This is a genomic window from Mongoliitalea daihaiensis (genome assembly GCF_021596945.1).
Lineage (GTDB): Bacteria > Bacteroidota > Bacteroidia > Cytophagales > Cyclobacteriaceae > Mongoliitalea > Mongoliitalea daihaiensis.
The window spans coordinates 755,474-770,935 of record NZ_CP063779.1 but is presented as its reverse complement, the minus strand read 5'-3'; the positions used below and the strand labels follow the sequence as shown (position 1 = coordinate 770,935).

13 protein-coding genes are annotated in these 15,462 nt (G+C 39.7%); 6 read left to right on the top strand and 7 right to left on the bottom strand.

All coding sequences use genetic code 11. The features are described from left to right. Positions 1–9: 9 nt before the first annotated feature. On the top strand, positions 10–1,902 hold the full coding sequence (locus tag IPZ59_RS03095; protein WP_236138423.1) for an ABC-F family ATP-binding cassette domain-containing protein: 1,893 nt from the start codon (positions 10–12) through the stop codon (positions 1,900–1,902). On the opposite strand, the gene IPZ59_RS03090 is transcribed toward IPZ59_RS03095, so the two are convergent. Then, entirely contained in the window at positions 1,903–2,619 is a 717-nt protein-coding gene (locus IPZ59_RS03090) for a DNA alkylation repair protein (RefSeq protein ID WP_236138422.1), read from the bottom strand. Between the two features lie 360 nt (positions 2,620–2,979). Here IPZ59_RS03090 and IPZ59_RS03085 point away from each other — a divergent pair, with 360 nt between their 5' ends. Both IPZ59_RS03085 and IPZ59_RS03080 read left to right on the top strand, forming a co-directional pair. Then, entirely contained in the window at positions 2,980–3,255 is a 276-nt protein-coding gene (locus IPZ59_RS03085) for a hypothetical protein (RefSeq protein WP_236138421.1), read from the top strand. A gap of 6 nt (positions 3,256–3,261) precedes the next feature. Continuing rightward, the gene (locus IPZ59_RS03080) at positions 3,262–3,726 is read left to right on the top strand and encodes a helix-turn-helix transcriptional regulator (protein WP_236138420.1); all 465 of its coding nucleotides are present in this window, start codon (positions 3,262–3,264) and stop codon (positions 3,724–3,726) included. Positions 3,727–3,824: 98 nt separating this feature from the next. On the opposite strand, the gene IPZ59_RS03075 is transcribed toward IPZ59_RS03080, so the two are convergent. Beyond that, a complete protein-coding gene (locus tag IPZ59_RS03075) occupies positions 3,825–6,257 on the bottom strand; it encodes an outer membrane beta-barrel family protein (RefSeq protein ID WP_236138419.1) in 2,433 nt (810 codons plus the stop codon). A 275-nt stretch (positions 6,258–6,532) separates the two neighbouring features. Between IPZ59_RS03075 and IPZ59_RS03070 the strand changes: the two genes are divergently transcribed. The 3 genes from IPZ59_RS03070 (at position 6,533) to IPZ59_RS03060 (ending at position 9,576) form a co-directional block, all read left to right on the top strand. Continuing rightward, complete coding sequence (locus tag IPZ59_RS03070; RefSeq protein WP_236138418.1) at positions 6,533–8,575, top strand: ATP-binding protein; 2,043 nt, start codon at positions 6,533–6,535, stop codon at positions 8,573–8,575. Then, on the top strand, positions 8,572–9,195 hold the full coding sequence (locus IPZ59_RS03065; RefSeq protein ID WP_236138417.1) for a response regulator: 624 nt from the start codon (positions 8,572–8,574) through the stop codon (positions 9,193–9,195). Before IPZ59_RS03070 ends, IPZ59_RS03065 begins: the two co-directional genes overlap by 4 nt. A 99-nt stretch (positions 9,196–9,294) precedes the next feature. Continuing rightward, positions 9,295–9,576, top strand: a complete 282-nt coding sequence (locus IPZ59_RS03060) for a hypothetical protein (RefSeq protein ID WP_236138416.1) — start codon at positions 9,295–9,297, stop codon at positions 9,574–9,576. A gap of 29 nt (positions 9,577–9,605) precedes the next feature. Here the strand turns inward: IPZ59_RS03060 and IPZ59_RS03055 are convergent, their stop codons facing one another. The 5 genes from IPZ59_RS03055 to pyrF form a co-directional block, all read right to left on the bottom strand. Continuing rightward, positions 9,606–10,472 carry a nucleoside phosphorylase gene (locus IPZ59_RS03055; RefSeq protein WP_236138415.1) on the bottom strand — a complete coding sequence of 289 codons (867 nt, stop codon included), beginning with the start codon at positions 10,470–10,472 and terminating at the stop codon, positions 9,606–9,608. After that, positions 10,465–11,448, bottom strand: a complete 984-nt coding sequence (trhO, locus tag IPZ59_RS03050; protein ID WP_236138414.1) for an oxygen-dependent tRNA uridine(34) hydroxylase TrhO — start codon at positions 11,446–11,448, stop codon at positions 10,465–10,467. The genes IPZ59_RS03055 and trhO overlap by 8 nt, the downstream gene beginning before the upstream one ends. A gap of 50 nt (positions 11,449–11,498) precedes the next feature. Beyond that, positions 11,499–12,137 (bottom strand): acetyltransferase, encoded by a 639-nt coding sequence (locus tag IPZ59_RS03045; protein ID WP_236138413.1) that lies wholly within the window; start codon positions 12,135–12,137, stop codon positions 11,499–11,501. A gap of 29 nt (positions 12,138–12,166) precedes the next feature. After that, on the bottom strand, positions 12,167–13,507 hold the full coding sequence (locus tag IPZ59_RS03040) for a DUF2851 family protein (RefSeq protein WP_236138412.1): 1,341 nt from the start codon (positions 13,505–13,507) through the stop codon (positions 12,167–12,169). 190 nt (positions 13,508–13,697) lie between these two features. Beyond that, positions 13,698–14,513 carry an orotidine-5'-phosphate decarboxylase gene (pyrF, locus tag IPZ59_RS03035; protein ID WP_236138411.1) on the bottom strand — a complete coding sequence of 272 codons (816 nt, stop codon included), beginning with the start codon at positions 14,511–14,513 and terminating at the stop codon, positions 13,698–13,700. Positions 14,514–15,462 lie beyond the last annotated feature (949 nt).

Sequence of the window (15,462 nt, the reverse complement as noted above, 5' to 3'; positions counted from 1 at the left end):
CTTTGTGGTATGAATTATCTATCAGTAGAAGGCCTGAGTAAATCTTTTGGCGAACGTAAACTTTTTCAAAAAATTTCCTTTGGTATTGACCAAGGTCAAAAAGTAGCCCTCGTAGGGGTTAATGGAGCTGGAAAATCCACTCTGATGCGTATCATCATGGGTATTGAAGTACCTGACGAAGGAAGCGTGGCAGTTAATCAACAAGTCAAAGTTTCTTATGTGCATCAAAATCCAGTGTTTGAAGGAAGCTTAAGCATTTACCAGACGATCTTTGATGGAAGTAGCAACGAAGTGCTGAAAGTCATTGAACGCTATCACAAAGCCATGATCGATGCTGAGGCGGGTATCGACAATGGGGACGAGCTCCAAAAGCTTTTTGAATTGATGGATAGCTATCAAGCTTGGGATTTTGAACATCAGATCAAGGAAATCTTGGGAAGATTAGGTTTACATGATACGGATTTACCCGTAGGCAATTTGAGTGGAGGGCAGCGTAAGCGTGTAGCGCTCGCTAAAGCCATTTTTGAAAAGCCCGATTTATTGTTATTGGATGAGCCGACCAATCACTTGGATTTAGAGACGATTGAGTGGTTGGAAGACTACTTGGCCAAAGCTAATCTGGCGCTGCTGATGGTGACGCACGATCGTTATTTTTTGGAAAAAGTGACCAATCAGATTTTGGAGTTGGATAATGGCGGTATCTACCGCTATCAAGGAAATTACTCCTACTTTTTGGAAAAAAAGGCCGAGCGGAGAGAAATCGAAGCTACTGAACAAGAAAAGGCCAAAAGTTTGTACAAAAAAGAATTAGACTGGATCCGAAGACAGCCCAAAGCAAGAGGTACCAAAGCTAAATACCGTGTGGATGCTTTTGAAGAGACCAAAGAGAAGGCCTTCAGAAAAAGAGAGGAACGGGAGATTGAATTAAATGTGACTACCCAGCGCTTGGGAAATAAAATCATTGAAATAGAAAAATTAAAGAAGTCATTTGATACTAAAACTGTTATCGAGGACTTTAACTATGTCTTCAAAAAAGGAGACAAAATCGGGATCATTGGTCCAAATGGTGCAGGTAAGACCACATTTTTGAATTTGATTACTGGACTTGGGCAACCGGATGCAGGCAAAGTGGCTATCGGTCAGACTACTGTCATCGGGTATTACAGACAAGAAGAAGATAGTTTTGATGAGGAAAAGCGACTCATAGATATTGTCAAAGAAGTGGCAGAAGTTGTGACAGTTGCAGGGGGCAGTACCATTACCATCGCTCAATTTTTGAATAAATTTGGTTTTCCACCGAAGCAACAACATACGCCTGTTGCCAAGTTGAGTGGGGGAGAGCGAAGAAGATTGCAGCTCTTGATGGTTTTGATCAAAAGTCCTAATTTCTTAATTTTGGATGAGCCTACCAATGATTTGGATATCATGACGCTCAATATTTTGGAAGAATTTTTGGATGATTTTCCGGGTTGCTTGGTAGTAGTTTCCCACGATCGATACTTTATGGATCGATTGGTAGACCACTTGTTTGTTTTCGAGGGAGAAGGTGTCATCAGTGACTTCCCGGGCAACTATACCGATTTTAGAGAGCGGGAAAAGGAGCAGAAATCTTCAAAAAAAGAGGTAGAAACTACCAAAGAAGTTAAAGTTGAACAAACAACAGCCCCGAAGCAAGTAACTGCCAAGGCAAGTTTTAAAGAAAAAAAGGAGTTTGAAAGCATCTCGCAGACTCTTGAGCGCATACAGGCTGAAAAGACAAGTTTGATGGATAAATTATCCGCTGTGTCAGGAAATCATGAGGAGATTTTATCGATTTCTACAAGAATCAAAGAAATAGAGGATGAGGCAGAATTGTTGGAATTGCGTTGGCTGGAATTGAGTGAATTGGAGGGGATAGGTTAGCTAAACTCTCCCTTCCAAAAAATCCTTCCGTAAGGGTTCATCAAACTTTTCAATAGCATAGCGAAGCATGGTGCGTGGCATCGTGTGATAGTGCTTGGCAAGAAAACCATAAGCAGCTCCAAAGTCCCGCTTGCCCACTTCTCTTATCATCCACCCAATGGCTTTGTGCATTAAGTCATGGGGATGATGCAGCATTTTCTCAGCTAGGTAAAAAGTATCTTCGAAATCTCCTTTTTTCAAGAAGTAAAAAGTACTTAGGATACTGATTCTGTTATCCCAAAGAGAAGGACTATCCGAAAGTGTTTGTAAGATACTGCGGTCAGTTTTTTCAAATAGCCACCTTCCCAAGACATGATGGGCCGAATTATCCACCAAATCCCAATTGTTGATGCCAGCTTTGTTGTCCAAGTAGACCTGAGCCCATCGCTCGATTTCATCTCCGGAGCTGCTCTTTTGTGTCTTTTGTACCAGTATCAGTGCACCGGTCATCCGCACTTCGTGTGCAGGATGATTGAGTAATATGGCTATGTCTTCTGCCGAGCAACCTTTCCAAAACTGTTTGACAATCTTCCGTTGCTCTGGAAGGACAATACCCCAAAATTCATCCCCTTCCGCATACTGACCTGGTCCGGTTTTGAAGAAGCGTTGGAGAAAAATGGCTTTTTCCTCGTCTCGGAGTGCTTCTAAGGCTTGGATGATTGTTTGGGAAGGTTTCATGAGGGAAACTTACCGATTTTATTTGAAAGGGAGGTGGTGCAATCGTAGAAAATAAATTGCGATGAGCGTAGAATTCGATTATACGATTTGTATAATTATTCGTATATTTAACTAATAGCAACAATTTCCATGAATGTAGAAATTTTAGATGTTTCGACCAACTCGCGGATTAAATCTAAAATTGGGCTAGTGACAAAAAACAAGTCCAAGCTACCTTCTTTAACCGAAGGTTGGAGATTCAATTTCAGTAAACATTCATTGAAAAAAGGTTTTGAGACCTAAGCCTTAACCACTATCCAATCTCCAGAAATAATAGAGGGGTGTCTGATAATTAATGTTCAAAGACATTATGAAGTTTACATGGCCTTTGTTGAGGTCGCTCCTCATAATAGGGGAGAAAAAAAGAAATATTATAGGGTAGCAGGATGTTTAATAGCTTTTGCTTGCCGGCAGAGCTTTATTAAAGGAAAAGAAGGATATCTAGCATTTGACGTGTTGGAAGAGTCCGAGGAAGACGAGCGAAAGTTGATGAATCTGTATAGTCAGAAATATGGAGCTGTTAGATTAGATCATACTACAACAATGATAATATTACCCGAAGGAAGTGAAAAATTGATACATGAATTCTTAAGATAACCAGTTATGAAAAATAAAGAAATTTTGCCTGCGGATATCTGGAATGATGAAAAAATTGGTAAGCTAAACGAGTTTGTTAAGAAACATAGCGAAGGTCAATCCGATGAACGAAAAATCAGGAATAAGTTGCTTGCAATTCAGTATAAGCTGGAGGATTATATTGAAAAAGATGAGATTTGTGAAGATGAAATTCTTGATATTTTAGATTTTGTGAAATTGTATCTGAAAGTTTTCGGAATCACCAAGAAAGATCTCGCTAGTTATTTTGGAATGAAAGATAGCAATCTCCATAAATACCTAACGGGTAAAAGAAGATTGAACCCGGAAGTTGTTCTTAAAATCAGTTCTTTTTCTCGTACAAAACCTGAGTATTGGTATAGAATTCAAGTCAAAAATGAATTGGCCAAATTAAGGAAAGAGGATTTAAAGGAATATGATAAGTATGACTATGAGAAGCTGTTGAAAAATTGATATGCTTTTTTTGGAATAAGATTTCTGATCAACTACCAAAAGGAATTGACTTTTCCTTTTGGTAGCCACTGGCAACTTGCTATCTATCAGTTGTTTACTCAAAAATCCATATCCTCTCCCATATCTCTGCCCCCACGTTCACGATTGCCATTTCTGTCTTTAAAGCCACCAAATCGGTAAGTGAAAGCAACCGTTCCGATTCTTGTCTCTCGGTTAAACATTCGGTTTAAATCAAATCGGCTGTCATTGGTGGTGATGCGGAATATTCTGGTATCAAAAATATCCGATACATTCACACTGATAGTTCCCTTTTTATTCAGTACATCACGCTTAATCCCTAGATTGATGCCCCACAAAGGTTCAATCTGTCCCTGAGGAAGAACAATTGGCCCTCGATAGTCTCCTTGAATCTGCACGGAAAAAAGATTAGGAATAGACATTGTAGAAAGCATGTTAACTGTCCAGCTAAAATTGGAGTTGTTGAATCCTTCGCCTAGGTTGGCTCCAAAAATCTCTGAATAGAAGAAATTACCGGTAAGTGCTACATTCCACCAACTAGTAAATTCAAATTGATTGACCAATTCAAAACCTGTGCTTCTTCGGATATCTGCGTTTTCACGGCTTTGGATGGTAATATTATTATCCAATAAAGTGACGATTCTTGTCTGAATATCCGTACTGTAGCGATGGTAGACCGTAGCATTCAATAGATAACTTTTGAAGCCCTTCATATAGCCCACTTCGTAGCTATCCGTAAATTCCGGTTGTAATAGAGGGTTACCCACACTAAAGTTTAGCTGGTCTCTTAGGTTGAGGATTGGAGAAAGTGCCCATATCCCTGGTCGGGAAATTCGTCGGCTGTAATTGGCAGAAATCTCTTCTTCCTCACCCAATTTATAGCTAGTATAGACGCTCGGGAAGATGTTAAAATAATCATTGACATATCGCTCTCCGTTGCTAAATAAATTTCCTTCTGTTTGTGTATATTCAGCTCTAGCACCAACTTGATATCCAAATTTGTTAATACGGTTTTTGAAAATAAAGTATGAGGCATATACATTTTCTGTAAATGAAAATGTGTCACTCAATGAATCAATTTGAGATGGCTGAAAGTTATTGCCAATATCTCCTTGGGCAAAGGCCTGCCCTCTTTCCCAATTACTGAAAGTTCCTTTTAAACCGGTTTCCAGTTTTCCGTTTTTACCTATAGGCTTTTCATAGTCAAGCTGAAGGATAGCCAAGCGACTTTCTCGTGTCATATCCTCAAGCTGATTTAGGCCATTGGCAGGAATAAGTTCATTAATAGAATTGAAAAAAGTTTGGTCTGTACCGGTAGATTGTGTTCTGCTATCCCATGCTATGGAAGCAGAAGAGTAAAGGCGTTGTCCCACACTATCGATATTCCAAGTGTAGTTTAATCCAGTTTCAAAATTTCTGCCTAGCTGCTGCTGAGCCCTATCCCTTACAAAAATGGAATCAATGGCTGAAAGCTGATTCAAGCTTCGCTGATTAGTTTCTTCAGTTTCTCTTCCATCGCTCGTATTACCTTGGGCATAAAAGCCCAAAACCATGTTATCCCTCACATTGTAATCAAAACCAGTACGCATAAAAGCACTTCTTCTCCTCGATAATTCAAAATCATCCTGATCCAAGAATCGGGAAACTCCCGGAATAAAGTTTTCTCGAAAACCTTCGGCTTCTCTAAATAATTGACGGTCTTGTGCATTTAAGGAGAAAAAATAATTCACTTTTTCAGTAGCATAGTTGAGGTTGGTTCCAACTTGGTATTTATCTCGGGTACCCACCGAGGCATTTACCTGACCATTGAAGCCCAAGTTTTGATTTTGTTTCAAAATGATATTGATGATACCTCCTACACCAGCGGCATCGTATCGGGAGGAGGGATTGGTGATCAGCTCAACTGACTTGATGCTATTGGCTGGGAACTGAGAAAGAATGCTTTCCATATCTCCGCCTCCCAAATTTGAAGGCCTTCCATTGATGAAAATCATCACCTCACCACTTCCGCGCATGGAAATGCCTCCTTGTTCATCTACTTGAATAGAAGGAAGTGTGCTTAATAATTCTGCTGCCGTTGCACCTTCTGCCACTATGCTGTTTTCAACATTGTATGTGCGTTTGTCGATATCACTTTCGAAGATTGAAGCCACTCCTTCCACCACTACCTCTCCAAGGTCTGTTGCAGCAGGTCTGACTCGAATGTTACCTAAATTGTAGGGATTACGGTCTCCGATCTGGAAACTTCTGAAGTAATTTTCATAGCCGATAAAGTTTACCCGAAGTAAATAAGATCCTTGAGGCAACAATAGGGAAAAAGTACCATCCAACTCACTGACAGCACCTTTGATCAAACTGGAGTCTTGGGGAGAAAGAATAGCGACATTGGCAAACTCCAGTACTTCCGAAGTCTCTGCATTGATTACACGGCCTTTGACTGTTACATCCTGAGCATAAGCAATGGTTTGAAAAAAGAAAAAAATGCAGGAAACTGTTAGATAAATAGATTTCATAATTGTTGGTTTAGTCTTTGGTGCAGCATTTAAATAATTCACGACAATTGAAAATCACTGTAATTGTATAAGTCTGAAATACAATTATTTAAATGATGTGCCAATCTTATAAACGATTCCCAAGGCCTTATGTTTTAAAAATCCCTGTATATACATCAATAGTAGAATTCTGGTCTAAACTGTCCTAATTTTTTTTGAGCGGTCTGAAACATTTGCCTATTTTAATGGAGATAATTGATGAAATATTTTGTTATTTACATTCACATATGCCTGAAATGAAAATAAATATTGTTTTGTACATAGCCTTTTTTTGGTCTTTGTTGCTTTTTTCAAGCGTATATTCTCAGGATGATAGTTCGCATGCTTTATGGGAGCAACTGAAAGAGGAAAAAGGGAATTTTGAACGTTATTCCTTGTTAAGACAACTCTTAAAAGAAGACCGACAGCGCATGCAAGAGCTTTCTTTGGAGCAACAAATTAAATTTTACCAAGAAGGTATTGCAATGGCTATTGCTGTTGATTCTCTACACAATGCGGGAGACTGGGCTCTCCAGCTGTATGAAATATTTGTGAATAGGGAAAATGATTTTGAAAAAGGATTGGCGTTGATGTTGGAATCCAAAAAAATTGCTGAAAAAGTTCCTTCTACCCGCTTAGGAGGAAACTTATATTTGAAGCTAGCAGCTGCCTACTATAATCTTGGTCAATTTGATGATGCTATCGAGTTCTATTCTGTAGCCAAAAATAGGTTTGGGGAAAATGATTCTATTTTCGTTGCTGACGCACTCTTTTTCAGAGGACAAGCAAAAGATTACAGAGGAATGTTTTTATCCTCCCTTGAAGATTATGAGTTGGCTCGCAAATATTATGAACAGTTGGGTGACCAAGAATTCGTAGACTATGTTTTAAATGGTATTTCAATTTTGTTCAGCAAGTATGGTTTGGTTGAGGAAGCAGAAAAGATACGGGTACAATTGTTACAAAAATTAAATAAGGATGAGCAATTTTATGATTGGTGTATCTTAATGTATAACAGAAGTAATGATTACAGAAAAGTAGGCAATACTGAAATGCAATTCCAACTTTTAAAGGAAATAGAAGCAAACTTTCCTGAGGAAGATGTGGACCCTACACTTCAAGCGCTTATTTACTTCCAATTCGCAAACTACTATGCATTCCAAAAGAATCTTGCACAGCAATCTCATTATTTTAATTTAGGAGAATCAATTGTATTGGTAAATAATCTAAGTGGCTCGTTTACCGAATTGAGTATGGCCAAAGCGAGATTGATTGAAGCCTTAGAACGTCGTGATAAGGATAAGGCATTAAAACTTGCAGAGAATTTTAAAGAGTTGGTAAAGAGCACAGATAATTATGACTACAAGTTAGAGGGGCTAGAGCTTTATGCGAAGGCACTCAAATTAAATGATAGGCCTGAACAGGCATTAAATGCTTTTGAAAGATATCATGTATTTAAGGATTCTGTTTTTGCTGTCAATCAAGCTAATTCTTTTGCTTATTATCAAACTTTGTTTGAAACAGAGCGGAAGGAGCGCGAGCTGTTAAGTAAAACCATCGAAATCGATACAATCACTAGGGAAAATGCAAGTAAGATCAGAATATTGGTCATCACTGCATCCGTAATCATTGTTGGATTATTTTTATTGTACCTCATTAATAGGCTATCAAGCTTAAAAAAGACTCAACAGTTGCAGGCTCAGTTCGCTCAAGATTTATTAATTTATCAGGAAGAAGAAAGAAAACGGATTTCTAAAGATTTACATGATGGTCTTGGACAAAGTTTGTTATTGATCAAAAATAAAGTAGCTCTTACTTCAGATGATTCTACATCTTCATTATTGGGTTCAGCCATAGAGGAGTTGCGAGGGATTTCGAGATCTTTACATCCTTTTCAATTGGAAGAATTAGGGTTGACTAGAGCAATTGCTTACTTAATTGATCAAATTGATGAAAGTCATGATGTTTTTATTGATAAAAGTATAGAAGATGTTGATGCATACTTTAAGCGAGAAGCAAGCTTACATGTATATAGAATAGTCCAGGAGGTTTTTAATAACATTTTAAAACATTCTCAAGCAGAAGGCGTTCGATTTACATTGAAAAAACGGACAAATTACATCTTGATGACTATTGAAGATAATGGCGTGGGCTTTGATTTTTCTGAAAAATTTAATGATTTCAAAAGTTTAGGGTTAAAAACTTTAAAAGAAAGAAGTGCTGCGCTATCTGGTTCAATAAAAGTAGAGTCAGAAAAAAATAAAGGAACTAAATTCATCTTCCAATTTCCTATTTCATGAGTACTGTTATTATAGCGGACGATCATCCTTTGTTTTTGAAAGGCGTACGCTCATTTGTAGAGGAATACGGTTTGCAGGTGTTGGGGGAGGCTTTCAATGGCCATGATGCTTTTGAACTGATAAAAGCGCATGAACCAGATCTCGCGATTGTTGATTTAGAAATGCCTTTGATGACTGGTTTAGAAGTGGCAAAGGAAGTAAAAACCGTTGGTTTAGGTACTAAAATTATTATCCTCACTTTTCATAAAGAGATTTATTTAGCCCAAGAAGCAGATAACTTGAACCTGTCTGGTTATCTATTGAAAGAATTTGCAATTGAGGAAATGAAACGTTGTCTTGATCAGGTCATTGCTGGTCAGCAGTTTTTTTCTGAAAACTTGTATCCAAAAATCACCGAAGAGTTTAGCCTACTAACGGATGCTAAAATCACTCCATCTGAAAAAAAGATTCTTCGCTTAATAGCAGAGGGATTAGACACTCGTCAAATAGCTAAAAGATTGTTTATATCTGATCGTACTGTGGAAAAGCATCGTAGCAATATTATTCAAAAACTACAGCTAGATAAAAAAACCAACGCGTTGTTACTTTGGGCTCAAAAAAATAAAGGACTAATATTTTAAAACTCAAATAATGATTTTTTTGCTTCAAAATACGTGCTAGTACGTATTGTCTAAAGTCCTTGTCTTCCGTAATTTTGATTGTACTTAAAATTTACGGCTATGCAGATCACTACAACATATGGTACATTCAAAATCATTCAGTTGGTTTCTGACAAGGACGAGCTTTTGATGGTTTCTAAATGGGATTCTCTAGTCCGTATTTTTGAAAGCAAAAGGGTATTTAGATTAAATCAGGATGATACTTCTTTTGGGGTATATCTATGCAAACAGGAATGCGCTGAAATTTTAAATCATCTGATTAAAACATTGGACTATAAAGAATGGGAAAATTTCCATTCGGCTCCAAAAGAGCGTTTTTTTTCGACTAACAACTTAGCATAAGGGTGACTAAACTAAAAAATAGCGGAATTTTATTCCGCTATTTTTTTTAAGGTATGTTGTATCAACTCATCTACTATCTCATAGGAGTTGGATGCAAATTCCTGCGTTACCCGATTGGCCACAATTGCATTTAGACTCAACACTTCATGACCCAATAAGCGCCCCATAGCGTAATAGCCCGCTGTTTCCATTTCAAAGTTTGTCATTTGAAAGCCGTCCACATTGATGGTACTTAGCTTTTCAATTATGTCAGGAATAGCTGGTTTCAAACGAACTTCTCTACCTTGTGGACCAAAGAATCCAGGACAGGTGGCAGTATTTCCAATAATCAGACCTTCACCTAGAAGCTTCAAAAGTTTGTCGGAACCTTGGATGCAGTAGGGCGTAAATCCGATTTGCAAGGATTCCTGTATAGCCTTCCCCACTTGCTTCTCCAAAGAAGTATAAGACGTTGTGTAAAATGTCATCAGGGTATCCAAACCTACACCGTAGGCAGATGCCAACATCGAGCCAGCGGGTATTTCCTGACGCATACTTCCTGAAGTTCCAATTCGGATGATGTCCAATGAGGTATGTTTTTCTTTTGGTAAGCGGGTTTCCAAGTCTATATTGACCAAGGCATCCAACTCAGTCATGAAAATCTCGATATTATCTGTACCCATCCCAGTGCTAATGACGGTGATGCGTTTTCCTTGATAGTATCCGGTGTGTGTGACAAATTCCCGCTTAGTGATTTCAAACTCTATGGAATCGAAATACTTGGAAATTTTAGCTACGCGCTCAGGATCGCCTACGGCTATAATAGTTGAAGCCAGATGCTCTGGCTTCAAGTTGAGATGATAAATACTCCCATCGGGATTAATGATCAATTCAGACTCTGGAATTCGTTTACTCATGAATCAAATTTTTGACGTTTTCTTTATTCGGCTTTCTGAATAAGCCTTTGTAGGGATTATACCCATTCGTATTTTTCTGGTAGTATCCTGTTCCGTCGTAGGGACGTTTTTCTGGATGTTCCTGACAAGTGGTACTGCAAGCGCCCTCCAGTTCCCACCCACATTTCTCACAGATAGGTAAGTGGGCATTGCAACTTGGGTTGGCACAGTTGACCATGCGGTCACAGTTGGTCCCACAGACATGGCAAGTAGAAATCACGGTTGGATTTATTGCATTGACATCGACAGCAATTCTGTTGTCGAAGACATAACACTTGCCTTCGAAGTCCTCACCGCCCGCTTCCATGCCGTATTTGATGATACCTCCATGCAATTGATACACATCCTCAAATCCTTGCTCCAGCAAAAATGCGGACGCCTTTTCACATTTGATACCTCCTGTGCAATAAGTCAATACTTTCTTGCCTTTCAGGTGCTCCAGTTCCTTAACCTTCTCAGGAAAATCACGGAAGTTGTCAATATCTAAGCGCATCGCATTTTTAAAATGCCCTAGTTCATGCTCATAATTGGAGCGCACATCCAGAATTACTACATCCTCTTGGTCCTTCATGGCTTTGAATTCCAAAGGCTCTAAGTGCTTCCCTGTTTTTACATTGGGGTCAATGTGGCGAAGGGAACTGTGCACAATCTCGGGTTTTACACGCACATGGATTTTGGTAAAGGCATGCTTATCGTATGATTCGATTTTGAACTCTGTCTTGGCAAATCGAGGATCCGCGTGAATGTAGGCCATGTACTTTTCGCAGTCTTCTTTCAGACCGGAAACTGTCCCGTTCAATCCTTCCGGGGAAATGATGATTCGCCCACGGATATTGTTTTCAATGCAGAACAGATGGTGTTCTTCTCTGTATGCTTCACAATCTTCAATTGCTGCATAGCAGTAATAAAGTAAGATACTGTAGTTGTTGTTTTCCATAACGTCAGCCCTGTTTCGGCAGGGTGTTAGGTGTATAAATTGATTAAGAATTACTTCTTGATGGGTACCGCTGGATTTCCAAATACGGTTTCGTTGTCTTTTACGTCGGAGATAACTACCGAACCTGCACCGATTCGTGCATTTTTTCCAATAGTCAATCCTGCTACAATGGTCACGCCACTTCCGACAAAGGCGCCTTCTTTTAAGGTGACGCCTGCATTGACAATGGAACCTGCACCTACTTGTACAAAATCCTCTACTTGGCAGGTATGGTCAATGATGGCACCGGTATGGAAAATGCAATGACTTCCAACAGCACTTCCAGCACCAACGGTAACTTGGGCGTTCACAAAATTTCCATGTCCAACTGTTGCGTCCGTAGAAATGTATGCACGCTCGTGAATGGCATTGACAGGTTGTACCTTGCGGCGATCATTGAGCAATTTCACTAAAAACTGTCGGTATTTATTGTCATCTACGGCTACAAATGCCTCGCATTTTTTACCGATCAGTTTAAGGAACCCATCATCTTCTGGATGGCCTAATACTGGGACCACGTTGATTTCGGTACCATGCAGGCTTGCTTCTTCCTCCAAAAAGCCATAGACAATGACCTTGTTGCTATTGAAGATCTCCAATGCGGGATGAGCAATTCCTTTGGCTCCGAAAATTATTACTGGTTTTTCCATGTTTGCGTGAATCAACTCGCAAAATTAGGTCAATCCCATCTCTTAACCAAATTTCCTTTTTTTTCTGGCCTGCCCATTTTTTGGGGCTTGATGATGTTCTGTCCAATCTTGCAGTCGAGGCATTTTTTTTGTGAACAGTAATTGTGGAAAAGTCCCAACATCCCCTGTGAATCAAATGCATGCTGTACAGGCCAGTTGACAGCTTTGAATTTCCGAAGAATGTAATTGTTTTCTGCGGGTATGGTTTGTAAAAAATCTATGCATTTTTCTTTCCATTCAGGTTCTTGCAAGTACTTGCCATAGGTATACCAAAGAGGAACAACAAAATTGATTGCCAAATGGTAGAGACTGTCTTTGCTGAGTCCTTTGGAGGTGGTTTTTTCTGCTTTTTTACCAAAGCGATAATGTTCTTGCCAGTAGGAGGGAAGGGTGATGGCAAAAATCTTTTTAAAATTATGAAAGTTATCCAAGTCGTGTAGCACTGCTGAAAATAGATTAGGGTTTTGACGCAATACTTGCACCAATTGAGCGAGGCGGATGCTGGGGAAATTGCTAGGACGTACACCCATCATTTTCCATTCTTGAGCATGGCAAGCGAACTTTAGTCCGAATTTTTGTTGTTGAAAATGGTACTCTTGTTGTAAATCCATCGCGTATTCATCTGAAGTCTCACCTTCTAAAAACCCTGCCTGACCGAAAAGAATAGCCTCCAAACTGCGTTGCTGAAAGCTTAAGCGTTGCAATACTTTGTAAGATACACTACTGCCTACTTTAGCCATTGGGACTGCATTAGTTTTAAAACCGAAGCATTGAAATAGCCAACGATAGGCGGTTTCTTCCCAGTCATTGTTGGTCTGTCCCAAGATTTCGAGAAGTAATAAAGACTTTTTTTCCAATCGCTCGACGAGAGATTTTTCAATCATGGAAAATTTGAGGATATCAGGAATCTCTTGGAGCTCATCTGCACATAGTAATTCGGAAGATTTGGTGATCAATCGCTCATAGTTTCTCAACACATCCAAAAATACCCTCCCTTTCAGCTCCAACGTAGGAATAATTGTTTGGTCTTGGCGCAGAATGTCTTTGTCATGATCCCAGACTACGTGCAAGATGACCGAATTGTAGCGGGGGTCCTCTTGGTGCTCATGCTGATTCCATTCGGAGGCATACTTGTGAATTTCCACGTGCCCATGGTATTCCAGCTTACCTATTTTGATATGGGCTTCCAGGAAATCAGGGCCTTCATGAAAATTATGAAAACCGATTTTTTTGATTTCTATACGCTCTCCTGTGACAGTTTCTAAACTGTTTTTATCGAAGTACTGATACTTCCAGATGGTTTGTAAAAAATCCTCGTTGAAGTTGGCCATGGCTGTAGGGGTTATCCCGTGCTCAGATTCAGCCGAGATCCAACTTTTCCAAAATTCCAGACTTTGAAAAAGTTTCCTCTGACATCCGAACATCCGTTGTTGATACCTAAAAATAACCAAGCCTCCAAAAATAAAGAAGCCTTTGGAAGTTCACACCCCTCCAAAGACCCAACTTAAGTACTTAATTTCATTAGAGGTATTGATCCAGCAGTTTTTTCATCTCTTCCTGCAACTTTTGGGCTTCGACTTGGGCTGTTTTTGCAAAGGTTTCAGAGCTATCCGCATAGATGATTCCCCGAGAGCTATTGACCAATAATCCGCATTGGGCATTCATGCCATACTTGGCTACTTCCTCCAAACTTCCCCCTTGCGCACCTACGCCTGGCACCAAAAAGAAGTGTTCGGGAACCAGACTTCTAACCTCCGCAATTTTCTCTCCCCGGGTAGCACCTACCACATACATCAGGTTGTCAGGAGTGCCCCAAGTTTGGCTTTTTTCCAACACATGGTGGAAGTAAGGCCTGCCATCGGAAGCTGTCATGATCTGAAAGTCTTGACTCCCTTGGTTGGAAGTCAAGGCCAGGAGGATGACCCATTTACCTTTAAATTCCAAAAATGGACTCACGCTATCCACGCCCATGTAAGGAGCAACGGTGATCGAGTCAAAATCCATGGTATCAAAGAATGCGCGGGCATAAAGAGCAGAGGTATTTCCTATGTCTCCCCGCTTAGCATCTGCCACAGTAAATATATTTTTTGGGATATATTCCAGCGTTTTTTGTAGGGACTCCCAACCTTTAGCTCCTAAAGACTCATAAAAAGCGATATTAGGTTTGTAAGCCACCGTTACATCCGCCGTTGCATCAATGATCTGCTTGTTGAATTCAAAAATAGGATCTGCTTCTTTGAGGAGGTGTTGAGGGATTTTATGAATATCGGTATCTAGGCCAACACATAAGAAGGACGCTTTTTGTTGGATTTGCTGGAAAATCTCTTGGCGGGTCATGGGTTACTGGATTTTGTCAAAAGTAAAATAAATTTCTCGCGGATAAAACGGATTTGACAGATTTGGCACAGATAGAATTAAATAAGTGCTCACAGAAAGCGCTGAATTCGCGGAAAATTTCTTTCGATAAACAAATCGCTTTCCTATATCCCCTTTGTGCCTTAGCGCCTTTGTGGCCCCAAAAATCCACATCTCTTTGCGAGAAATGGCCTCCATCATTCCTCCATCAAAATAAATATCCTTAATTCCTCTTTGTGCCTTAGCGCCTTTGTGGCTCCAAAAATCCGCATCTCTTCGCTAGAAATGGCCTCCTTCATTCCTCCATCAAAATAAATATCCTTAATTTCCTCTTTGTGTCTCCGCGCCTTTGTGGCTCTCAAAAAAACCGCGCCTTTGCGCCTTTGCGAGAACTCTACTTCGGTAATCTAGCCATCAAAAAAATCATCCTTACGTTTCTACTTTGTGTCCTCGTGCCTTTGTGGCTCTCAAAAAAACCGCGCCTTTGCGCCCCTGTCTGCCGACAGGCCATAGCCGTCAGGCTAATGGGCCTGAAATCAGAAGTCTGAGCTGATTTACAAACAAAACGTAGATCCCCCTTGGGATCTTTCGTCCTTTTGCTCATATTTGTATAAGTTTTTAGTTATTTTGAAAAAGGCGGCTCAACTTGGTCGTTATCCGCCTTTTTCTTCTATAAATATAACAATATTTTTACAGTAAAGGGAAGAAAATCAAGGAAATTTACTTGAAAAAGATCAGATTTTAAGGGAAAAATTTCATAGTTTCTTTAATCCAAAAACCATTAACTCAATCGCCTCTGAAACTCGTTTCTGTATCAGGAAGTCTAAACTTGACGGTTTCGGGTTCCTGCTTAGTTTGATGTTTTCGTATCAACGGGGAAAATTTTTCAGCTTATTGGATATGGCCTCCTTTCTGTTTGAGCAGTTCGGTA

Bases quoted from the DNA above. Each gene is read 5' to 3' on its own strand.
- IPZ59_RS03095 (WP_236138423.1), top strand. From the start codon at position 10: ATGAATTATCTATCAGTAGAAGGCCTGAGTAAATCTTTTGGCGAACGT.
- IPZ59_RS03090 (WP_236138422.1), bottom strand. From the start codon at position 2,619: ATGAAACCTTCCCAAACAATCATCCAAGCCTTAGAAGCACTCCGAGAC.
- IPZ59_RS03085 (WP_236138421.1), top strand. From the start codon at position 2,980: ATGGCCTTTGTTGAGGTCGCTCCTCATAATAGGGGAGAAAAAAAGAAA.
- IPZ59_RS03080 (WP_236138420.1), top strand. From the start codon at position 3,262: ATGAAAAATAAAGAAATTTTGCCTGCGGATATCTGGAATGATGAAAAA.
- IPZ59_RS03075 (WP_236138419.1), bottom strand. From the start codon at position 6,257: ATGAAATCTATTTATCTAACAGTTTCCTGCATTTTTTTCTTTTTTCAA.
- IPZ59_RS03070 (WP_236138418.1), top strand. From the start codon at position 6,533: ATGAAAATAAATATTGTTTTGTACATAGCCTTTTTTTGGTCTTTGTTG.
- IPZ59_RS03065 (WP_236138417.1), top strand. From the start codon at position 8,572: ATGAGTACTGTTATTATAGCGGACGATCATCCTTTGTTTTTGAAAGGC.
- IPZ59_RS03060 (WP_236138416.1), top strand. From the start codon at position 9,295: ATGCAGATCACTACAACATATGGTACATTCAAAATCATTCAGTTGGTT.
- IPZ59_RS03055 (WP_236138415.1), bottom strand. From the start codon at position 10,472: ATGAGTAAACGAATTCCAGAGTCTGAATTGATCATTAATCCCGATGGG.
- trhO (WP_236138414.1), bottom strand. From the start codon at position 11,448: ATGGAAAACAACAACTACAGTATCTTACTTTATTACTGCTATGCAGCA.
- IPZ59_RS03045 (WP_236138413.1), bottom strand. From the start codon at position 12,137: ATGGAAAAACCAGTAATAATTTTCGGAGCCAAAGGAATTGCTCATCCC.
- IPZ59_RS03040 (WP_236138412.1), bottom strand. From the start codon at position 13,507: ATGGCCAACTTCAACGAGGATTTTTTACAAACCATCTGGAAGTATCAG.
- pyrF (WP_236138411.1), bottom strand. From the start codon at position 14,513: ATGACCCGCCAAGAGATTTTCCAGCAAATCCAACAAAAAGCGTCCTTC.